General features: G+C 51.8%; 23 protein-coding genes. 5 read left to right on the top strand and 18 right to left on the bottom strand.

Translation table 11 applies throughout. The features are described 5' to 3' along the window. Positions 1 to 440 precede the first annotated feature (440 nt). On the top strand, positions 441 to 1,367 hold the full coding sequence (locus DS743_RS02480; protein WP_080730916.1) for an NAD(P)/FAD-dependent oxidoreductase: 927 nt from the start codon (positions 441 to 443) through the stop codon (positions 1,365 to 1,367). A gap of 34 nt (positions 1,368 to 1,401) precedes the next feature. Next, positions 1,402 to 2,061 (top strand): VTT domain-containing protein, encoded by a 660-nt coding sequence (locus DS743_RS02475; RefSeq protein ID WP_003615698.1) that lies wholly within the window; start codon positions 1,402 to 1,404, stop codon positions 2,059 to 2,061. Between the two features lie 72 nt (positions 2,062 to 2,133). On the opposite strand, the gene DS743_RS02470 is transcribed toward DS743_RS02475, so the two are convergent. From DS743_RS02470 to DS743_RS02445, 6 genes are all read right to left on the bottom strand, one after another. Next, positions 2,134 to 2,739 (bottom strand): TIGR01906 family membrane protein, encoded by a 606-nt coding sequence (locus DS743_RS02470; RefSeq protein ID WP_002876598.1) that lies wholly within the window; start codon positions 2,737 to 2,739, stop codon positions 2,134 to 2,136. After that, complete coding sequence (locus tag DS743_RS02465) at positions 2,736 to 3,506, bottom strand: TIGR01457 family HAD-type hydrolase (protein WP_035185373.1); 771 nt, start codon at positions 3,504 to 3,506, stop codon at positions 2,736 to 2,738. Before DS743_RS02465 ends, DS743_RS02470 begins: the two co-directional genes overlap by 4 nt. Next, a complete protein-coding gene (locus tag DS743_RS02460) occupies positions 3,503 to 4,048 on the bottom strand; it encodes a YutD family protein (protein ID WP_050890471.1) in 546 nt (181 codons plus the stop codon). Before DS743_RS02460 ends, DS743_RS02465 begins: the two co-directional genes overlap by 4 nt. Beyond that, on the bottom strand, positions 3,996 to 5,426 hold the full coding sequence (locus DS743_RS02455; RefSeq protein ID WP_003615701.1) for a bifunctional metallophosphatase/5'-nucleotidase: 1,431 nt from the start codon (positions 5,424 to 5,426) through the stop codon (positions 3,996 to 3,998). The genes DS743_RS02460 and DS743_RS02455 overlap by 53 nt, the downstream gene beginning before the upstream one ends. Positions 5,427 to 5,436: 10 nt before the next feature. Beyond that, positions 5,437 to 5,769 (bottom strand): hypothetical protein, encoded by a 333-nt coding sequence (locus DS743_RS02450; RefSeq protein ID WP_013439960.1) that lies wholly within the window; start codon positions 5,767 to 5,769, stop codon positions 5,437 to 5,439. Positions 5,770 to 5,875: 106 nt separating this feature from the next. Then, positions 5,876 to 6,877 carry a substrate-binding domain-containing protein gene (locus DS743_RS02445; protein ID WP_035185370.1) on the bottom strand — a complete coding sequence of 334 codons (1,002 nt, stop codon included), beginning with the start codon at positions 6,875 to 6,877 and terminating at the stop codon, positions 5,876 to 5,878. A gap of 152 nt (positions 6,878 to 7,029) precedes the next feature. Here DS743_RS02445 and pepQ point away from each other — a divergent pair, with 152 nt between their 5' ends. Then, complete coding sequence (gene pepQ, locus DS743_RS02440; RefSeq protein ID WP_002876588.1) at positions 7,030 to 8,136, top strand: Xaa-Pro dipeptidase; 1,107 nt, start codon at positions 7,030 to 7,032, stop codon at positions 8,134 to 8,136. A 63-nt stretch (positions 8,137 to 8,199) separates the two neighbouring features. On the opposite strand, the gene DS743_RS02435 is transcribed toward pepQ, so the two are convergent. The 3 genes from DS743_RS02435 to DS743_RS02425 form a co-directional block, all read right to left on the bottom strand. After that, on the bottom strand, positions 8,200 to 8,445 hold the full coding sequence (locus DS743_RS02435) for a hypothetical protein (protein WP_181406066.1): 246 nt from the start codon (positions 8,443 to 8,445) through the stop codon (positions 8,200 to 8,202). A gap of 123 nt (positions 8,446 to 8,568) precedes the next feature. Further along, complete coding sequence (locus tag DS743_RS02430) at positions 8,569 to 8,904, bottom strand: hypothetical protein (RefSeq protein WP_035185367.1); 336 nt, start codon at positions 8,902 to 8,904, stop codon at positions 8,569 to 8,571. A 22-nt stretch (positions 8,905 to 8,926) separates the two neighbouring features. Then, on the bottom strand, positions 8,927 to 9,346 hold the full coding sequence (locus DS743_RS02425; protein WP_016396726.1) for a DUF948 domain-containing protein: 420 nt from the start codon (positions 9,344 to 9,346) through the stop codon (positions 8,927 to 8,929). Between the two features lie 131 nt (positions 9,347 to 9,477). On the opposite strand from DS743_RS02425, the gene DS743_RS02420 reads away from it, so the two are divergent. After that, the gene (locus DS743_RS02420) at positions 9,478 to 10,329 is read left to right on the top strand and encodes a mechanosensitive ion channel family protein (RefSeq protein WP_072544159.1); all 852 of its coding nucleotides are present in this window, start codon (positions 9,478 to 9,480) and stop codon (positions 10,327 to 10,329) included. A 41-nt stretch (positions 10,330 to 10,370) separates the two neighbouring features. Here DS743_RS02420 and DS743_RS02415 read toward each other — a convergent pair whose 3' ends face one another. Continuing rightward, positions 10,371 to 10,991, bottom strand: coding sequence for an XTP/dITP diphosphatase (locus DS743_RS02415; RefSeq protein ID WP_035185363.1), 621 nt, complete (start codon positions 10,989 to 10,991; stop codon positions 10,371 to 10,373). Positions 10,992 to 11,229: 238 nt separating this feature from the next. Here DS743_RS02415 and DS743_RS02410 point away from each other — a divergent pair, with 238 nt between their 5' ends. After that, positions 11,230 to 11,625, top strand: coding sequence for a YslB family protein (locus DS743_RS02410; RefSeq protein WP_035185361.1), 396 nt, complete (start codon positions 11,230 to 11,232; stop codon positions 11,623 to 11,625). 81 nt (positions 11,626 to 11,706) lie between these two features. Here the strand turns inward: DS743_RS02410 and trxA are convergent, their stop codons facing one another. From trxA to DS743_RS02370, 8 genes are all read right to left on the bottom strand, one after another. After that, positions 11,707 to 12,018 carry a thioredoxin gene (gene trxA, locus DS743_RS02405; RefSeq protein ID WP_035185360.1) on the bottom strand — a complete coding sequence of 104 codons (312 nt, stop codon included), beginning with the start codon at positions 12,016 to 12,018 and terminating at the stop codon, positions 11,707 to 11,709. 93 nt (positions 12,019 to 12,111) lie between these two features. After that, entirely contained in the window at positions 12,112 to 14,472 is a 2,361-nt protein-coding gene (locus tag DS743_RS02400; RefSeq protein WP_181406067.1) for an endonuclease MutS2, read from the bottom strand. 66 nt (positions 14,473 to 14,538) lie between these two features. Then, positions 14,539 to 14,862 (bottom strand): DUF1292 domain-containing protein, encoded by a 324-nt coding sequence (locus tag DS743_RS02395; RefSeq protein ID WP_016396732.1) that lies wholly within the window; start codon positions 14,860 to 14,862, stop codon positions 14,539 to 14,541. Between the two features lie 2 nt (positions 14,863 to 14,864). After that, complete coding sequence (ruvX, locus tag DS743_RS02390; RefSeq protein ID WP_002876575.1) at positions 14,865 to 15,293, bottom strand: Holliday junction resolvase RuvX; 429 nt, start codon at positions 15,291 to 15,293, stop codon at positions 14,865 to 14,867. Then, positions 15,293 to 15,550, bottom strand: coding sequence for an IreB family regulatory phosphoprotein (locus DS743_RS02385; RefSeq protein WP_003615719.1), 258 nt, complete (start codon positions 15,548 to 15,550; stop codon positions 15,293 to 15,295). The genes ruvX and DS743_RS02385 overlap by 1 nt, the downstream gene beginning before the upstream one ends. A gap of 65 nt (positions 15,551 to 15,615) precedes the next feature. Beyond that, positions 15,616 to 18,249, bottom strand: coding sequence for an alanine--tRNA ligase (alaS, locus tag DS743_RS02380; RefSeq protein ID WP_002876573.1), 2,634 nt, complete (start codon positions 18,247 to 18,249; stop codon positions 15,616 to 15,618). 238 nt (positions 18,250 to 18,487) lie between these two features. Further along, positions 18,488 to 19,849 carry a DEAD/DEAH box helicase gene (locus DS743_RS02375; RefSeq protein ID WP_035185358.1) on the bottom strand — a complete coding sequence of 454 codons (1,362 nt, stop codon included), beginning with the start codon at positions 19,847 to 19,849 and terminating at the stop codon, positions 18,488 to 18,490. After that, on the bottom strand, positions 19,842 to 20,801 hold the full coding sequence (locus DS743_RS02370) for a DHH family phosphoesterase (RefSeq protein WP_003615726.1): 960 nt from the start codon (positions 20,799 to 20,801) through the stop codon (positions 19,842 to 19,844). The genes DS743_RS02375 and DS743_RS02370 overlap by 8 nt, the downstream gene beginning before the upstream one ends. Positions 20,802 to 20,824 lie beyond the last annotated feature (23 nt).

Here is a 20,824-nt window from a genome sequence, read left to right as displayed (position 1 = left end):
GTTTTCAAAGTACCAACTTGCGTCTTAGTGACGCAACGTTTTATATCTTACTCGCTTGTTTGATTCTTGTCAACAGCTTTCTGATATTTTCTTTTTGCCTCCGCGAGACTTGCTTATCTCACGCGGCAACAAATATTAGTATACTAGCTTTTTCTGATTCGTCAAATTTGCTTTTTCATTCGTTTTATGATTGGCGCACCCGGCCGAGTTGTGATTGCTAGTTTTCTGCTTATATTCCACTTTTCTACTTTTCGCTGAAAAATAATCTTTTCCCGGAAAAGATAGTTCGATTTTTGCCTTTTTTGGCTTTAAAATTCTGTAACAAGTTTTTTTACTTTTTTCGTTTCGCTTCTTAATTAATTTTGCCGGCGTTCTATGGTAAAGTGGTTTTAGTATATTTTCGAAAGGAGATCTCACTTATCAAACAATATGATCTTGCCGTGATTGGCGCTGGACCAGTCGGCCTCTTCGCGGCCTACTTCGCCCGCCTGCATGGCTTAAAGACGGTTATCCTTGAATCCTTGAACGAGCCTGGCGGACAGCCGGAAATGCTCTACCCCTTCAAGAAGATCCTGGACATCCCTGTCTTCAATGAAATCACCGCGGCTGACTTAACCAAGCGCCTATTAGCCAACTTAACCGACCAGGACCTGGTCACTGGCCACAAGGTCAGCCAGCTGGAGAAAACTGACGAACTTGTGATCGATGGCGAATACCAGGTCCGCAGCATTATCGTCGCAACTGGCAACGGGGCCTTTAAGGCCAAAAAGTTCCCCCTCAAGGCGACCCCGGAAGCTGAAGACCACATCCACTACTTTTTCAAAAATCCTGACCTCTTTGCTGGTCAGAAGATCGGCATCTTTGGTGGCGGAGACACGGCCTTAGACTGGGCCCAGGAACTTTCCCAAATCGCTGACGTCACCCTCGTTCACCGGCGCGACCAGTTCCGGGGCATGGAAAGCAGCGTGGAAAACTTGAAGGCTGACCAAAAGGTGACCTTGAAGACCCCCTACCTGCCAAAGAGCATGCAGGTCGAAAAGGGCCAGCTAGAAATTTCTTTGAAAAAGGTTGGCGGAGATGAAGTCACTCAAGAAACTTTTGACCAGATCCTGGTCGCCTACGGCTTCCGGGCCGACAACCGCTTCATCAGCAAGTGGGGGGTTGACCTGGACCAGGGCTTGATCACCGTTGACCGGTCCATGCAGACCAGCGTGCCTGGCATCTATGCCATTGGCGACTCCTGCGGCTACCCGGGCCGGGTGCCAGTTATCGGAATTGGGTTTGGGGAAGCCCAGATCGCGGTCAACGCGATTATGCAGGACCTATTCCCGGAAAAGAGCCTGACCATCCACTCAACCAGTATCTAGCGGAAAAAAGAAAAATAAGAAATGAGGTTAACACATGCCACTGATTGACTTTATCCTGCACATCGATGACCACTTGGTGACCATCGTCAACAACTTTGGGGCAGGAACCTATTGGATCATTTTTGCCATCATCTTTATCGAAACCGGTTTGGTCATCTTCCCCTTCCTGCCAGGTGACTCCTTGATCTTCGCGGCAGCCGCCATGGCCGCCAACCCGAAATACGGTTTAAATGTCTGGCTGCTCTACATCGTTGCTGGCGCTGCCGCCATTATCGGTGACAGCATCAACTATGAAATCGGCAAGTGGTCAGTCACTTCCGGGGCCAAGCACAGCTGGTTCAACAAGCTGATCAATGAAAACAACCGGCTGGCAGCGGAGAAGTTCTTTGAAAGACATGGCTCCATCACCATCGTGATCGGCCGTTTCATCCCCTTCATCCGGACCTTCGTGCCTTTCATTTCCGGGGGCAGCAAGATGCACTACCAGACCTTCGTTATTTACAACATCCTGGGTGGCCTGCTCTGGACGGCCCTCTTTACCAGCATCGGCTACTTCTTCGGCAACTTCCCAGTCGTCAAGGACCACTTCTCCTTGATCGTGATCGGCATCATCCTGGTTTCAGTCGTGCCAATCCTGGTCGTGGCCTTGAAGAAAAAGCTCACCATGCGGCGCGAGCAGGAATTTGGCGAATAAAACAAAGCAAAAAAATAAGGACCTGCCGGTCCTTATTTTTTTGGTCTAAATTCTGTTTAAGTGCTGTCCGGTTTACTTTTTCAGCAAAAAGCGGGCCAGGTAGAGCTCGTAAATCGCTCCGCCAACCGCAAAGCAGGAGGCAAAGAATCCTTCCGTCAGCACGTTGATGACCGGGTCAGTCGCCGGGTCAAAGAGCCAGTTGTCATTGCGGAAAAAGAAAGTATGAAAGACCCGGAAGAAACTGTCAAAGTCGGTCAAGGCAAAAGGCATGACCACAATTGGCAGCAGCATCAAGAGCAAGGCCTGGGTCTGGGTCAATTTAAGCGGCTTCTTGTAATTGCGGAAATAGCTGCTGAGAGCCAGGCAGAGCAGGAAAACCAGCTCGGCCAGAATAAAAAGATTTTTGGCATCGGCAAAGTGAGCAGCCGCTGAAGCCGAAGTCGGCAGGTTGCTCATCTGCAGCTTGGTCTGCCCAGGCCAAACCAGGTAAAGTAGGAGCTGGTTATAGTTGCTCATGACCTGGCCCACGGTCAAGTTAACCGTTTGGTAAGTCTTCTCCAGCAAGGTAAAGAGCAAAAGCAAGGGCCAGCTGACTACGATCGCGCCAACGACAGCGCTGGAGACCGCGAAAAAGAAATGGAAAAGGGGCTGGCCCAGCTTGCTTAGGAATTTTTTCATAGGCTAAATTCATCCAAATCGTTCACTAAATAAGTCGGCGGAGTGAGACCGGCCAGGTCTGCCTTTTGCGTCACCCCGGTCAAGGTCAAGAGGGTGTCGACTCCGCTGTTGATCCCGGCCATAATGTCAGTTGGGTAATTGTCCCCGACAATCAAGGCCTCTTCCGCCCTGACCCCAGCCAAGTCCAGGGCGCGGTTGACAATAATGGCTTCCGGCTTGCCAATAAAAAGGGGCTTTTGACCGGACGCGACTTCCAGAGCCGCGCAAATTGAACCGTTGCCTGGCCGCAGCTCCTTGCCCACCGGCAGGTTCTGGTCGGAATTGGTGCCGATAAAGACCGCTCCCCGGTGAATGCAGCGGGTGGCAACCATGAGCTTGTGGTAGGTCAAGTCCGTGTCCATCCCCACGATCACGTAGTCAGGATTTTCCTCGTCATAATAGAATTCCGGCCGGTCCAGGATCTCCTTCCACAGGCCAATTTGGCCAATGATGTAGACGCCGATTGGCCTTTTCGCCTCTTTTTCCAAAATATAGCTGGCCGTGGCCATGCTGGGCGTGTAGATCTTGGAAACGTCGGTCTTGACTCCGTGCCCGGCCAGTTTGTCAGCTACCATCTGGGGCGTCCGGGTCGTGTTGTTGGTCAAAAATAAGTAATCAAGACCTGCCTCATCCAGGCGCTTGACAAAGCGGACGCCGGATTCAATGGTCTCCTTGCCCCGGTAAATGGTCCCGTCCAAATCAATCAAAAATAAGCGGTAATCTTTCACGGCTTCTTCTTTCTAATCACAAAGGCCTGGTGGCGGCGGTTCTTCTTGCAGCTTTCAGCATAGCTGCCCTTCTTGGGCCGGCCGTCCTTGACCTTTCTTTCGCTAAAAGCCGCCTTGTTCTTCGGCCGCTTTCTGGCTGGCCGCCGGCGCTGGGTCGGCCAGGGCTTACGACTGGGCTGGAGGGATTCCAAGATAAAGTAAGGCGCGCCAGGGTTGCAGTATTCAGTCAAGTAGTCAACAATCGTCGACTTTTTTCGGTCAATGGATGTCTTGACATAGTCATTGTAAAAGCCCCTGAGGCGGAGGTGGTCGCTGGATACATCCCCGACCAGATAATCATACTGGTCCAGGTATGGATCGTACTTTTTCTTCAAAACTTCCCGGTCTAAAGCATCCCGCTGGTTGACCAAAAGGCGGTATTCCCGCTGATTGATCACGACCTTTTCACCGGCAACCACCACCTCTGCCAGGGGGTGGAGGGGCTTAGCTTCAGCTGCCTCTGTTTTCTGCTCTTTTTTCGGCTCTTTCTGCTCTTTCCTCAATAAATTCACCTTCTTTTTTCACAGGATACTTGCGGCCTAAGTAGTCGCCTACGACTTCCCTTAAAAACTGCGGGAAGAGGAATTCATTTTCACCGACAATGGCCAAAGTCGGGAAAAACGGGATCAGGACATAGTGGTCCAAAACGGCGATCCGGTATTCTTCCGCCGGGTCCAGCAATTGCCCGTTGACGAAAACGTTCCTGGTCATTGGGTCATACTTGATCCCTCTGTAGTAGACCTGGCCAAAAATCTTCCCTCTAAAGCCCATCCCCACCAGAGGATAATGTTCCAAAAAGTGCCGGTTCTTTTCCACTTCCATGACCAGCCGCCACAAGTCCCGGCCTAAAAGGGTAGTCCGGACGACATGCATCGGGTGCGGCAGGGCATGCTGAAGGTCAAACTGGTTGATGAGGCCGCTCTTAAATGGCGTCAAAAAGAGGCCGGTGCTCAGCATGGCCAGGTCAGTACCGGCAAAGTCAGCGATCGCTTCCAGGGAGACGTCGATCGCGGCCAGCTTGTCATCCTTGAACTTCTCTGGCAAGTCCGCCACCTGCCGGCTCTGCAGCATCTTCTTCCCCTCTTCATATAAGGCGGCAATTTCTGCTTCATCGCCCGCCTGGCTTGGCAAATCAGCTACCGGCACGGTAGTTGGTTTAATCGAAATGATCTTGTGGTCATCGCCGATTTCCAGGCTAATGTCGCCGACATAATTGCCCCACTTGCCCGTCTGGGTGATCCAGGTGCGGCCTTCCTTGACCCCTTTTTCCAAAAGGGTGTGGCTGTGTCCGCCCACGATCAGGTCGATTTCCGGGTAGTGCTTGGCCAGCCACTGATCCATTCTGAGGCCCACGTGAGTCAGCAAAATCAAGCAGTCATACTGGCCGGCAATTTCCGGCAGGACCCGGTCCATAGTTTCGCCCAGCATCTTGATCTGCCAGTGGTTGGGACCGTATGTCATTGGATAAGCGGCCGTCAGACCCACCAAGGCCAGGCGGGTGCCCTTTTTGGTCTTGATGATCTTGTAGTCATTAGCCCAGGCCGGCCAGCTTTCGTCTTCTTCTCTGAGATTTGACAAGAGGACCGGGAAGTTGGCATGGTCAAAAAGCCGCTCCAAGACGGCATGCGGGTTGGAAATCCCCTCATTGTTGCCGATCGTGATGGCGTCATAGTGAAAGTCATTCATCAAGCGGATGTTGGCCCGGCCCTCTGTAGCATCAGACAAGGGATGGGACCGGTCCATGAAGTCGCCGGCGTCAAAAGTCAAAACCTGGTCGGCAGCCGCCGTTTCTTGCACCTGCTTCAAATAGCGTCTGATTTTTGGAAAATGCTCAAAGTGCGAGTGCAAGTCGTTGGTATGCAGAATCCGCAAAGTTTCCATTGTCTTCCTCCTAGCCGATCTTGTTGGCTTTCAAAACCATTTCGTAAGCATCCCTGACCGGGCCTTTAGGCTTGTCCCATTCCACCCATTGCGGGTTCTCCCAGTCTTCTTCGTTCATCAAAGTATGCAGCTGGTAGGCCTTGTTAATGTACTGCTCGTAAGTTTCCAGCGCCTTGGTGCGCGGGATGTTGATGACCAGAATCCGCACGCTCTTGATTAAACCGTTGTTGGCCGCCAGTTCCGCGAAGCCGTTTTGGTCGATGTTGGAAATTTCATAGTACTGACTGCCGTCGTTTCTGGTAATCTCTTCGATCAAGTCGAATTGCTGGTATAAGTGATCCATTTGTGCCCCCCATTATCTTATAAAAAGATTGTAACACAAAGTTCAGCCGCCTTTGCCCGGGCGAAACTAAAAGAGCCCGCCGCTTGGTAGGCTCTTTCGAAAAATCTTACTTGTTCAAGGTACTTTGCTTCTTGATCAGTTCATATGGCAAAACGATGTGCTTGTCTTCCAGGCTTTCATCGTTCATCAGCTTGGTCAGCATTCTCATGGCCACGGCACCCAAGTCGTAGAGCGGCTGCTTGATCGTGGTCAAGGCTGGCCGGACAACTGAGGCGATCTGGGTCGCGCTGGCCGTAATGATTTCGAAATCTTCCGGCACCTTAGCCCCGCGATCCAGAGCTGAGTTGAGGAGGCCGACTGAGGAAACGTCCTTGGTGATGATGGCCCCGTTGATCCCCTTCTTGGCCAGTTCCGGGTAAAGGTTGTAGCCGTCAGAGTAGTCCTTGATGTTGTCAAAAATCTCGCAGCCTTCCAGTTCATTGTCAGCCACGAACTTCTCAAAGGCCGGAATCCGGTAGTTCCGGTTGATCGAAGCTTCCTTGTCGCCCACGATCAAGGCCAGCTTTTTCTTGCCGTCGTTCAAAAGCAGGTTCAAAGCTTCCGTGTCGGCCTTCTTGTAGTCGATGTTTACTGAAGGGAATTCCAGTTTGTCGGAAACAGTCCCGGCCAAAACGACTGGCGTGTCGGTCCGCTTGAATGCTTCCGCTGCTTCTTCAGACAGCTTGTTGGACATGTAAATAACCCCGTCAACCTGCTTGTTGAGCAAGCCTTGAATGACGGCGTCTTCCTTCATCAAACGGTTTTCCACGCTGGAGATGATGATATTGTACTTGTACAAAACAGCAATGTCGTCGATCCCCTTTGACAATTCGGCAAAGTACAAGTTGGTCAGGTCCGGCACGATCAAGCCGACTGTTGTGGTCCGCTTTGAGGCCAGACCCTGCGCTACCGCGTTTGGTTGGTAGTGCAGACGCTTGATAACTTCCATGACCCGGTCACGGGTTTCCTTGCGGACATTGTTGTTGCCGTTGACTACCCGGGAAACCGTGGCCATAGAAACCTTGGCTTCCCGAGCAACATCGTAAATGGTTACATCTTGCTTATTCATAATAACAGCCCTACCTATCTAAATACTAAATACTGATTTAATGATACCATGAGAACACTTTTTGTGCAATCGCTTACAGCTATTTTTTCAACTTTTTTCAGTTTTTTTAGTGCTATACTGAGGTTAATTTCATCAGTAAGGAGAATTTTGCCATGAATTTAGACAAATTACAAAACTGGCTGCAGGAAAACGGGATGGACGTAGCCTACGTTTCCAGCCCGACTACCATCAACTATTTCACGGGTTTCATTACCGATCCTGAAGAAAGAATCTTTAAGCTTTTCGCCTTCAAGGACGCTGAACCCTTCCTCTTCTGCCCGGCCTTGAACTATGAAGAAGCCAAGGCATCAGCTTGGGACGGGGACGTGGTCGGCTACCTGGACAGCGAAGACCCATGGAGCAAGATCGCTGAAGAAATCAAGAAGCGGACCAAGGACTACCAAAACTGGGCTGTCGAAAAGAACGGCTTGACGGTTGCCCACTACCAGGCCCTGCACGCTCAATTCCCAGACTCCGACTTCTCCAAGGACTTGTCTGACTTCATCGCCCACATCCGCCTCTTCAAGACGGAAAGCGAACTGGTCAAGCTGCGCAAGGCCGGGGAAGAAGCGGACTTTGCCTTCCAGATTGGCTTTGAAGCCCTGAGAAACGGGGTTACCGAACGGGCCGTGGTCAGCCAGATTGAATACCAATTGAAGCTGCAAAAGGGCGTGATGCAGACCAGCTTTGACACCATCGTCCAGGCCGGCAAGAACGCGGCCAACCCGCACCAAGGCCCAAGCATGAACACGGTACAGCCAAATGAACTGGTACTTTTTGACTTAGGGACCATGCACGAAGGCTACGCTTCTGACTCCAGCCGGACGGTCGCTTACGGGGAACCGACTGACAAGATGCGGGAAATCTACGAAGTCAACCGGACTGCCCAGCAAGCAGCCATCGACGCGGCTAAGCCAGGCATGACGGCCAGCGAACTTGACGGGGTAGCCCGCAAGATCATCACTGACGCCGGCTATGGTGAATACTTCATCCACCGCCTGGGCCACGGGATCGGGATGGAAGTCCACGAATTCCCGTCCATCGCTAACGGTAACGACGTCGTTTTGGAAGAAGGCATGTGCTTCTCCATTGAACCAGGGATCTACATCCCAGGCTTTGCCGGGGTCCGGATCGAAGACTGCGGGGTCCTCACCAAGGATGGCTTCAAGCCATTCACCCACACCAGCAAGGAGTTGAAGGTTCTGCCGGTTAAGGAATAAGACTGAAAACAGAAAAAGGCTTCTAGAAGTATCTCTCTTATAGAAGCCTTTTTTCGTATACAATTATGCCTTGCGCAGGTCGCGAATCAAGTAGTAGACGCCAATTAAAGTCAACAGCAAGTAGACATTCAGAAAATCGTGATAGCCTTCCTTCATGACAAAAATGGCAAAAAACACGGCAGGCAGGATAGTCAAGATTATTCCCCGATATTTTCTCAGCTTCAAAACAAAAGGATTATCTGATTTTCTGAAGGAAAAACACATTACCATTAGGTAAATCAGAAAAAGGACCATGTTTGTTTTCGGCATGTGATTTATCCTCAACTAGTAAAAAAGCGAAACCCGAAAGCATCGAGTTCTACTTTTCTGCTTATTCAAAATCTATCGTGAAAAAATTTACTATTCTTGATCTGGACTAGTCGGCGTGCTTGGTTATTCCGGCTTCTCTTCCCCTTCTTCGCTCTTTTCAGCATTGTCCAGGTCGCTGGCGTCTTGTTCGCCGGCGCCGTTAGCTGAATCGTCGATTACGATGTCGTCGAAGTCCTTCAATTCAGAATCATCTTCAATGTTCTTTGGGAAAGAAGCCAGTTGGTTTTTCACGATTTCTGTCCCGTTGTCGTACTTTTCCTTCAAGTCTTCAACGTTTGGATTGCTCTTGATCTTGTCCTTGACTTCTTTAAGCTTGTCGTCTGAGATCAGGCTGGCAGCTGCAACCCCAGCAGCAGCCCCAAAGACGGCCCCTAATAAAAAGCTACCAAATTTGCTCATGGTTGTTCTCCTTTTCTTAATCCTAACCCTTCCGCCGGAAATGTCTGGCAAAAGCCGACGTAATTACGGAAGTGATCATTCCCGTCCGGGTAAAGTGGGCATTGGAAACCTTGTTGATCATCTTCTTGGATGATTCGTTGATGTCTGAGACGCTTTGGCCCAGGTCAGCGGCGGCCTGAACGACCGGCTGCAAAGTTTCCATCTTACTATTGACGTCTTGCAAAAACGCGTCGGTCTTTTCCAAGAGTCCGCCGGTCTGCTTCATCAAGTCATCCATGTCTTCAGTCAGCTTGGCCATAGATTCATTGGTCAATTGGACTGTCTTCTCAGCCTCTTTCAAAGTCTTCGAAACATTAAGCAACATGGGAATCGTGAACAGGACCAGTACCAAAAAGGCAATGGCCGCGATCAAACCGGCTAAAGCGCCAAATGAAATTGTCATAGCTTACTTCCCCTTTCCTTTCTAAAAAGAGTCTAGCATGAAAACGATTTAGACACAATCGAAAGATTTTTCAAAGTTTTTACCCGCTTTTCTGATATCCTTTAAGCATAGCTGAAAGGAGCATTTTTTCAATGAAAAATCTTGATTTCAAAATTGCCGGCATCTCTGTCGACGTCGACAAGCTTTTTACCAGCGGCGTGACCATCCTCTGGAAGCTGCTGATTTCGACCCTGGTCTTCTACCTGGTCAGCCATTTTGGTCGGAAAATTATCAAGCGCTACCTGGATAAGCACAACGACAAGCTTGTCCTCTCCAAAAGGTCCCAGACCATCTCAGCCTTGGTGAACAGCCTCTTCCACTACACCATGGTCTTCTTCTATGTCTACTCCATCTTAACCATCCTGGGCATCCCCGTCGGCACCTTGATTGCCAGTGCCGGGATCTTCTCTTTGGCCATCGGCCTTGGGGCCCAGGGCTTCATGAGCGACCTGGTCAACGGCTTCTTTATCCTCAGTGAAGGCCAGTACGATGTCGGCAACAATGTCGAGATCGGGACTGAAGCCGGGACCGTGACCCAGCTGGGCCTCAGAACCACCCAGATCGTCACCACTGACGGCACCTTGATCTTCATCCCCAACCGGCAGATTTCCATCGTCAGAAACCTAACCCACGGCGGGATTGGCCTTAACTTGGACCTGAACCTGGATGCAGACACCGACTTAAAGCAGCTGGCCAGCCTGCTTGACCAGGCTGATGAAGATCTGCTTGCCTGGCATGACAAACTGGTCAGCGGACCAACCCAGATCGGGGTCATCGGCCAGCAGGGGCAGACGATCACCTACCGGGTCCACTTCCAGGTCAAGCCGGGCTTTGAAGGCAAAATCCGCCAGGCCTACTGGCAGACCTACCTGCAATACTTACGGGCCAACCAGGTCAAATTTGGCCAGGAACCGGTTATCATCAACAACAGTAAAAAAGCTTGATCTAAAAATGCTGAGCCGCGGCCCAGCATTTTTCTTTGATCTTAGTTGAATTGAGCGAGCCAAGCTGGCAGTTCTTCGATCAAAGCCTTGACTGCCTTGCCCCGGTGGGAGACTTCGTTCTTTTCTTCAGTGGTCATTTCGGCGAAAGTCTTGCCCTTGCTTGGTACGTAGAAGAGCGGGTCGTAGCCGAAGCCGCCCTTGCCGCGCGGAATTGCCAGAACTTCACCTTCGCAGGTGCCAGTTACAACCAAGTCCTTGTCTTCGTGGCCTGGCATGGTCAAAACAAGGGTAGTGACAAACTTGGCTTGGCGCTCGTCTTGCGGAACCCCGCCCAAGGCTGCCAAAAGCTTAGCGTTGTTTCTGGCATCGTTGTGGGCCTCACCGCCGTAACGGGCTGAGTGTACGCCAGGAGCGCCGTTCAGTTTAGCAACCTGCAAGCCTGAGTCGTCAGCCAGAGTTGGCAGCTTGCTGTAGTCTGCCAAAGCGTGCGCCTTCAGCTTAGCATTAGCTTCAAAAGTCGTCCCCTTTTCGTTAACGTATGGCGGGTTGTCCAAATCTGCATTTGATTTAAGCTCAATGTCCAGACCAGCCTGCTTGAAAGCTTCTTGCACTTCCTTAACCTTGTTTTGATTATCTGTAGCAAACAATAGTACTTGAGTCATATGGTACTCCTATCATTTCAAAATATAAAAAATCTCTCTACTGAAATTTTACCACTTATTCAAGCCTTTTCGAACTTACAAATAGAGTAATTTCTGCTATTTTCACCGCTTTTTCAGCCGACAGGAACTTTTTTCTTTTTTTCGGCGATTTCCTAGCCTTTTTCTAAAACTTGTTAAATAATTTCACCATCCTGTAATATTTAAGGTAGAATAAAAACAGAGAATAAGGATGAGGATTATGTCAGAACACAACGACCACGTATACTTTGTTAATCAACTATACCGCGACTTCTTGTTGCCAACCATTTTAGGTGGAGACACGCCGGCGATTCTCTACTGGGCCGGCAAGCGGATCACCCGCAAATATGCCTTGAGTGAATTTGAAGACTTAAGCGAATTCTTCAAGATGGCTGAATTCGGCAATTTAACCATTGTCAAGGAGCGCCGCTCCTCAGTCATCTTCTCCTTGAGCGGGCAGCCAATCAGCGACCGCCTGGCCGCCGGCAGCCGGGAATTCTCCATGGAAAGCGGAATGATCGCCGAAGCGGTTGAACAGAACCGGGGCCGGTCAGCTGAAGCCGAAATCGCCATCGACGACAAGAAAGAGACCGTTCAGATCACCGCCTTCTTCTAACAAGCAAATTCAGCAAGATAAAGAAAATACAAACGAAAAAGACCAGAGCCAATGGCTCTGGTCTTTTAACATGCTTATTTCTTAGTCAGTGTACTGGTCAAGAATTTCGTTCAGCTTTTCCTTTGGAGTATAGCCAGTCAAGCGGTCAACCACTTGCCCGTCCTTCTTGATCAAGAGGGTTGGGATGGCCATGATGCCATAGTTCTTGGCCGTTTCCGGGTTGTCGTCAACGTCCATCTTAGTGAAGTGCACGTCTTGTCTTTCTTCAGCCAAAGCTTCGATGACTGGTGACTGCATCCGGCAAGGACCGCACCAGGTTGCCCAAAAGTCAACCAGAACTAAGCCATCCTTGGTTTCTTCTTCAAAAGTTGCGTCAGTAATTTCATCTACCATATAAATACCTCAAATTCGTTAATCTGAAAAACATTATTATCTACTTACTGCTTTAAGTTTACTAGACTTACTTACTTTTTGCAAGTAGATTGCCTACTTTAAGGTCACGATCGTGGCCCCGGTCCCGCCTTCATTGGCTGGCGCGTAGCTGTAGGTCTTGACATGCTTGTTGCGCTTGAGATACTGCTGGACCCCCTGCCGGATGGCCCCGGTCCCGATCCCGTGGATGATCGTGACCGTGCTAAGGCCGGACAAAAGGATGGTGTCAAAGTACCGGTCCAAATTGACCATGGCCTCTTCATAGCGCTGCCCTCTAAGATCCAGGGAACTGCGGGCCCGGCTGGACCGGGAGGCAGAAGTGGCCCGTCTTTGGGCCTGCTGCTTCTGCCCGGCGGCCAGCTTGTCGATGTCCCTGTCGGTCACCTTGAGCTTGATCCGGCCCAAGGAAACCTCATAGTCATGCTCACCCAGCTGCTTGGTCACCGTCCCGGTCTGCCCGTAAGACAGGACCTTGACCTTGTCACCCACCTGGACGTGGTGGCGTTTCTTTTCCTTTTGCAGGACCTTGTTTTTGGCCAGGTTGGCCTCCTGCTTGGCCAGCTGATTGAATTCGCCCTTGGCGTCCATCAGCTGGTTGGTCTTGACCTGCATCCCTTCCTTGCGGGCTTCCTCCAGCTCGGCGATGATCTTGTCGGCCTTCTTGCGCTTCTTGGCCACGATTTCATTGGCCTGGTCCAAGGCAAAGTCCAGCTGCTTTTGGACCCGCTGGTTGTAGATATCCAGGGCATCCTGCAGCTTCTTTTCCAGCTGCTTGGCCCGGTCCAGGCTGGTCTGCAGCTTCTGCTTGTTTTCCGTGACCAGTTTGGTCTGCTTGTTTAATTCGTCGATCATGTGGTTGATGTCAGAATCATCGCTGCTCATCAGCTTCTCAGCCCCGGCCACCACGTCTTCCCGCATGCCCAGCCGGCGGGCAATGGCAAAGGCATTACTGTGACCCGGGATCCCCATCTGCAGGCGGTAGGTCGGCGACAGGGTCTTGATGTCAAATTCCATGGAGGCGTTGGTGGTCCGCTCTCTGTTATAGCCATAGAGCTTGAGTTCCGGGTAGTGGGTCGTGACGATGATCTTGGCCCCCTTCTTTCTGAAGAAGTCCAAAATTGAGATGGCCAGGCGGGCCCCTTCTTCCGGGTCGGTCCCGGCCCCGATTTCGTCGATCAGGACCAGGCTTTGGTCGCTGACCCGCTTCATGATCGCCACGATATCGTTGATATGGGATGAAAAAGTACTCAGCGACTGCTCGATTGACTGTTCGTCCCCAATATCAGCAAAAATCTGGTCAAAAACCGCCACGCTGGAGCCCTCATTAGCCGGAATAAAGAGACCGGACTGGGCCATCAGCTGGAGCAAGCCTGCCGTCTTCAAAGTGATCGTTTTACCACCAGTGTTGGGCCCGGTGATCAAAATCGTGTCAAAGTCCTGGCCTAAAGCAATGTCATTGGCCACGACCTTGTCTGGATCAATCAAGGGGTGACGGGCCCCCAGAAGCTTAAAGGACTGGTCAGCAGACAAAGCCGGCTGGCTGGCCCGCATCTGCTTGGCCAGCTTGGCCTTGGCCTGGAGGAAGTCCAATTCGCTTAAAGCCGCGGCCACCCGCTTGATAGCTTCCATTTCTTCTCTGGCGTCCAGAGACAGTTCATGCAGAACCCGGTGGATTTCCTGCCGCTCTTCAGCCAGCAAGTTTTGCAGGCGGTTGTTTAACGGCAGGATGGCAGCCGGTTCAACAAACAAGGTCTGGCCAGAGGCACTTTGGTCGTGGACCACCCCGCCGAACTTGTAGCGGTATTCCTGCTTGACCGGGATAACGTAGCGGTCGTCCCGGATGGTCACGATCTGCTCAGACAGGTACTGGCCGTTCTTGCCCTTGGTGTAGGCGGTCATCTTTTCCTTGATTTCCGCTTCCGTGGCCAGGCGGCCGTGGCGTAGGCGGGCCAGGTCAGCTGAAGCGGTATCCAGGACTTCCCCGTCATAAGTCAGCGAAGTCCGCAGGCGCCGGTAAAGGTCATCCGGCAATTCCAGGTCATCCAGCAAAGTTTCAATCGCCGCCAGGTCCAAGGTCTTATTTTCTTCCGCGTCTTCTACAAAGCGGCTGCTTTCCTGGGCCAGGGTGAAAATCAGCAGGATATTGCCTAATTCCAGGGCGTTCAAGTCGGCCTTGACCTTCAAACGCTTGAGGCTGGGCGCAACATCTTGAAAGTCGGTCAAAGGCAGCTGGCCCTTGATCCGGTCCAAGTCAACCAGGGCCTTGGTTTCGCTTAAGGCCCGGCTGACCGTCTCCCGGTCGCTGGCGGGCTGGAGGTTCAAGGCCTTGCTCTTGGCCGGAGCCGTTACCGCTTGTTCAGCCAGGCGGCTGCTAATTTCCTGGTATTCCAGAATGTCTAAAATTTTATGATTCATCATCTCAGTAATTTTATCTAAAAAATTTTCCTAACAAAAAAAGCGGGCTAAGCACCCGCTTCTTTCTTATTCTGCAGAATCCTCACCGCTCAAACGGTCATCTTCAAGGAAGGTGTTGAGCACCCCTTGAACCATGTCCCATTCAGCGTCAGAAGTGATTTCGTGCAGGTCGCTGCTGGTTACGTCGCCATCTTCATCGGCGTCGTAGCTGAAAGCCTGGACTTCAATTTCGTCGTCATCTTCTACAGCTGCCGGGTAAAGCAGGATGTAGGACTTGTCATTGTCGTCAGAATGGAAAGTAAACAATACTTCAAATAATTCTTCATTGCCGTCTTCATCGATCAAGGTCAATTGTCTGTCTTGATCTTCGGCGCTAACTTCAAAAGCCATAGTTATTCCTTTCGCTGTAAATCCAAATAGTTCTGCAAAATCAACACAGCTGCCATTTGGTCAACGACCTCCTTGCGCTGCCGGCGATCATGCATTCCCGCCTCTTCAACCAAAATCCTCTCTGAGGCCACGGTCGTCAAGCGTTCATCGTCATAGTAGACTGGCAAGCCGAACTTCTGTTCCAGGCGCTCGCCCATGGCCTTGCTCCGGCTGACCGACCGGCCGGCCGTTCCGTCCATGTTCTTAGGCAGGCCCAGGACAAAGCCGTCCGCTTCATATTCGCGGACCAGCTTCTTTAAAGACCGCATGCCGAAATTGTGCCGGTCTTCATCAATCGGGATCGTCATCACTGCCTGGGCGGTGATGCCCAAGGGATCACTGACGGCCACCCCGATGGTCTTGGAGCCGACGTCCAAACCCAGCAGGCGCATTACTTGTCCTTGTCCAGGTAGCTCTTGACCAGTTCTTCGATGATTTCATCGCGTTCGTGCTTCAAGATCAGGTTCCGGGCGTCGTTGTGGCGTGGGATGTACGCTGGGTCGCCTGAAAGCAGGTAACCCACGATTTGGTTGATCGGGCTGTAGCCCTTTTCTTCCAGGGCCTTGTATACGTCTTCCAGAGTGTCGCGGATGTTCTTTCCCTTATTCTGATTAAAATCAAAGTGCATCGTCTTATCAAGCGAACTCATTGTTATTCCCCCTCTTTTGTCTATTCTACTTAAAAATTTTCCTTAACTCAATTATTTTAGCTTAATTAGTCCAGCTGGCTGACTGCAGCATCGATGGCATCCTGCAGGCCTTCTGGCTTCTTGCCGCCGGCTTGGGCCATGTTTGGCCGGCCGCCGCCGCCACCGCCAAAGATAGCAGCCACGCTCTTGATCAAGTCGCCGGCCTTCAGACCCTTGTCCAGGGCCTTTTGGCCCAGGCTGATCAGCATGTTGGCCTTGTCTTCAGACTTAGCGCCCAGGATCAAGACGTCAGACTTGCCTTCGCTCTTCCATTGGTCAGCGATTTCCCGCAAGTCGTTCATCCCCTTGACGTCAGCGATCGTAGCGATAACCGTCAAGTCACCAACCGTCTTGACCTGATCAAAGATCTTGCCGGCCTTGGAAGCGTTGATTTGGGCTTTGTAAGCGGCGTTTTGCTTTTCAGCGCTTCTGAGTTCTTCTTGCAGGCTGGCAATCTTGCTTTGGATGTCTTCAGCCTTAGTGGCCTTAACTTGAGCCTGGATCTGGTCCAGGATGTCTGAGCGGCCAGCTAAGTATTCGTAAGCCAGCTTGGAAGTTACGGCTTCAATTCTTCTGACCCCGGCACCGATGGCTTGTTCAGAAATAATCTTGAAGACGCCGATTTGGGAGGTGTTGTCACAGTGAGTACCCCCGCAGAATTCGATGGAGAAGTCATCCATTTGCACGACTCTGACCTTATCAGTGTACTTGCCGTCAAACAGAGCCAAGGCCCCCATCTTCTTACCGGTTTCCGGATCAGTTTCCGTGGTCTTGACTTGGATTGATTCCCAGATCTTTTCGTTGACGATCTTTTCAACATTCTTCAATTCTCTTGGCGTGATTGGGTCAAGGGAAGTGAAGTCGAATCTCAAGTAGTCTGGTTCAACAACTGACCCGGCCTGGTGGGTGTGTTCACCCAATACTTGCCGCAAGGCGGCGTGCAAGAGGTGGGTAGCTGAGTGGGAGTGGCGGAGGCCTTCCCGGCGCGCCCGGTCAATCTTCAGCTTGTAGGTCTGCCCCTTTACAAGTGGCAGGATCACGTCGACAAAGTGCAGGTTCTGGTCGTTAGGCGCGTGCTGAACGTCAACTACCCGGGCAACTAAGTTGCCTTCCTGGTCGTAGATGTCACCGTGGTCAGCCACCTGGCCGCCCCGTTCAGCGTAAAATGGCGTCTTGTCGAAGATCAAGGTTGCCTTTTCACCGTCAGCCTTGTCCACCAGCTTGTCGTCAACGATGATGTCAACCAGCTGGCTTTCTTCTTCATAGACCCCGTATTCAAAGACGCTCTTGTCCTTGATTTTCATCAAGGTTTCGTCTTGTGAACCCATGGATTGCAGGTTACCCCGGGCCTTGCGGGCACGTTCCTTCTGCGCTTCCATTTCGGCGTCAAAGCCATCCTTGTCAACCTTCAAGCCCTTGTCTTCAGCAGCTTCAACCGTCAATTCGTATGGGAAGCCGTAAGTGTCGAACATCTTGAAGGCGTCCTTGCCGGAGATGGTCTTGTCTTCGCTGTTTTCGGCCTTGTCGATCAAGTCGTCCAGCAAAGTCAAGCCGGCTTCCAAAGTTACACCGAAGCGGTCTTCTTCGTTCTTGATGACCTTGCTGATGAATTCAGCCTGGTCGCTGACTTCTGGGTAGTGACTCTTCATGATGTCGCCGACAACTGGCACCAGCTTGTAAAGAAAGGCGCCGTCGATGCCTAGCTTGCGGCCGTTCAAGGCTGCCCGCCGCAAAAGCCGGCGCAAAACGTAGCCGCGGCCAGTGTTGCCTGGCAGAGCCCCGTCACCGATGGCAAAGGAGATAGCCCGGATGTGGTCAGCGATAATCTTGAAGGAAGTGTCGTCAGCCTTGTTTGCGCCGTACTTCTTGCCCGCGCTCATTTCTTCAGTAGCGTGGATGATTGGCAGGAAGAGGTCGGTTTCAAAGTTGGTCGGGGCATCTTGCAGGATAGACAGGACACGTTCCAGACCCATCCCGGTATCGATGTTCTTGTGTGGCTGTTCAACGTAGCTGCCGTCTGGCAGGTGGTTGAATTCTGAGAAGACGATGTTCCAGATTTCCAGGTAACGGGCGTTTTCCCCGCCTGGGTAGTTTTCCGGGTCGTCTTCTGGCACGTCATTGTTTTCCTGGCCACGGTCGTAGAAGATTTCTGAGTCAGGACCACATGGGCCTTCACCGATGTCCCAGAAGTTGTCTTCCAATTGCACGATGTGGCTTTCCGGCAAGCCGACGACTTCATGCCAGATCCGGTGAGCTTCAGTATCCTTAGGGTAAACAGTTACGTAAAGCTTGTCCTTGTCCAGGTCCAGCCAGTCAGGACTGGTCAAAAATTCCCAGGCCCAAGGAATCGCTTCTTCCTTGAAGTAGTCACCAACTGAGAAGTTGCCCAGCATTTCAAACAAGGTTTGGTGGCGGGCAGTCTTACCGACGTTTTCAATGTCGTTGGTTCTGATTGACTTTTGTGAGCTGGTAATCCGGCGGTTCTTTGGCACAACTGAGCCGTCGAAGTACTTCTTCATGGTTGCCACCCCGGAGTTGATCCAGAGCAAAGTCGGGTCATCCTTTGGAATCAAGCTGGCTGACTGCATGACCATGTGGCCGTGTTCAGCAAAAAAGTCGAGGAACATTTGCCGAAATTCTGAACTGTTTAACTTTTTCATCAAAATCTCCTAAAAACACAAAAAACAAGCATGTTTGCCTTCTTCAAGGACGCTCTAGACGCGGTACCACCTTGATTGCAACAATGCTTGTTACCTCTTGGTTATCTTAAATTAATCACTTTAAGGAGCATTTCCTGCCTGGTGATAAACCCTTCCCAGCTGCCGGTTCTCTCTTTGAATCGCCTAGACAGAAAACATATCTTAAACGTCCCTAATTTTACTACTTATAGAAAAAATGTCAACGGTTTTGCTCGCGCTTGCGCTTACGGAGGCGCTTTTGGTGGCGCATTTCGTGGCGGGCTTCAATCTTCCGCTTCTTGCGGTTATCTTCTTGAATCGCCTGCTTGATCTTCTTCTTATAGCCAGGCTTGCGCTTGGACTTGACCTTCTTGACCACGCCCCTCATGTGGGGGTCAAGCTGGCGGTTTGCAGCCGTCCGGTTGTCCCGGCGGCGGTAGTGAGTCCGCGGAGCGAGTGCCCCGTCCTTGATTTCAACGAAGTCAAAGTGAACGCCCATGTGCTCCAAGGCCCCCACCCTGTTCATCTCTTCTTCCCTGACCAAAGTCACGGCGTGGCCCGGCAGGCCGTTCCGGCCAGTCCGGCCGATCCGGTGGATAATGAATTCCAGCTCCTTGGGAATCTCATAGTTGATCACCAGGCTGACGCCAGGCAGGTCGATCCCCCGGGCAGCCAGGTCGCTGGCGACGACATACTGGTACTGGCCGGCCCGGACTTCCCGCAGGGTCCGCTTTCTTTCCCGTTCGGTAATGCCGCCGTGGATCTTGGCCACCTTAAGCCCTTGCTTAGTCAGGTAGTCAGCCAGTTCGTCAACCATCTGCTTGGTATTGGCGAAAACCAGGGCCAGGTAAGGCTGGCCCATGGTCAAAAGCTTGTAGACGATCTTCTTTCTGTCCTTGCTGCCGATGTCCAAGAGGTCGTTTTTGATGGTTGGGGCAATAACTGCCGGATTGTCGATCACGATTTCTTCCGGCTTGGCCATGTACTTGCGTAAAAAGTTGGTCAGCTTGACCGGAATCGTGGCTGAAAAGGCGGACATGACCACGTCCTTTGGCAGGCGGGCGGCAATCTTGTCCACATCGGCCAGGAAGCCCAAGTCCAGGGTCATATCGGCTTCGTCGATGACAAAGTTCTTGACCTGGTCCAAAAGCAGGATCTTCTTGTCAGCAAAGTCCAAAAGCCGGCCCGGCGTAGCGATAACCAACTGGGGCTTGTTCTGTTCAAATCTGGCGATCTGCCGGTCCCGGTCGCTGCCCCCGGCCAGGTGGGCAATGGCGATGCTTAAACCGGAATTATCCCGCAGCTGGCGGGCCACCCGGTAGAGCTGGTCAGCCAGTTCCCGGCTGGGAGCCGTGACGATGGCCTGGACATAGCGGGCGTCTTCATCAATGGCGTTTAAAATCGGGATCAAGTAGGCGTGGGTTTTCCCGCTCCCCGTAGCCGCCTGGACGATCACGCTTTCGCCTTTCAGCATGGCCGGGATGACTTTTTCCTGCACCGGAGTCGGTTTAGCAAAGCCGATCTTGGCCAGGCCCTGGCGGATTTCGCTTCTTAAGCGGGTATCAGTAAAAATGTTATTCATGGTCTTCCTTGTATTTCTTGGTTACTTCAACTAATTCCTGAAAAATCTGGTCGATTTCCACCTGGTCATGGGCCGTTGCCCCAGAGGCTAATTCATGGCCGCCCCCGTCGTGGGCTTCAGCCAGCTTGTGGATGTGCGGACCCTTTGACCGGTAGTGGACCCGGTAAGTACCGTCTTCTTTTTCCACGATGACCAGCCAGGTCAGAATCCCCTTGATCCGGCCCGGGGTTGAAACAGTGACTGAAGCTTGCGGCTGGGTAACGCCCAGGGCCTTTAAGTCAGCCTGGCTAATTACGGCGATAGCGACCAGGCCGCTTTCGTCCAGCTGCATTTTCTCCAGGGCCAGGCTCTGCAGCTTGGCCTGCTGGAAGGTAACTTCACTTTCGTTTCTGGCAATTTGGGAGATGTCGATCCCCGTCTCCATCAAGCGGGATACTACTTCGAAGGTGTGGGCGCTGGTCGCGTCATACATAAAGCGGCCAGTGTCACCGATAATACCGGCGTAGAGGGCCAGGGCGATTTCCTGGTTAAGGGGCAGGCCTTCTGCTTCGATAAAGTCAGCGATGATTTCACAGGTAGCAGCGGCTTTTGAGTCAACGTAAGACATGTCAGCATATGGGTCAACGTCCGGGTGGTGGTCAATCTTGATCAGGTAGTCCCCCAGCCGGTAGCGCTGGTCAGAGATCCGCGGCGTGTTGGCCGTGTCAGTCGTGATCACCAGGGCGCCTTGGTAGTCTTCATCCTTGACTTCGTCCATGGTGTTGATCCAGTCCAGGTCACCGACGTCATTTTCCCCGGTGCAGAGAATCTTCTTGTCCGGGAACTGCAGGCGCAGGCTCTTGGCTAAAGCGGCCTGGGAGCCGATAGCGTCCGGGTCGGGATTGGTGTGCCGGTGGAGGATAATGGTTGGATATTGCTTAATCTTACTAAATATTTCGTCAAAAGTGTTCATCGCGGGGTCCTTTCTGCCTTATG

The organism is Lactobacillus leichmannii, from assembly GCF_024701915.1.
In the GTDB taxonomy this organism is placed as follows: domain Bacteria; phylum Bacillota; class Bacilli; order Lactobacillales; family Lactobacillaceae; genus Lactobacillus; species Lactobacillus delbrueckii.
Note: the sequence above shows the minus strand (reverse complement) of the source record. Positions and strands in the feature narration are given on the sequence as shown.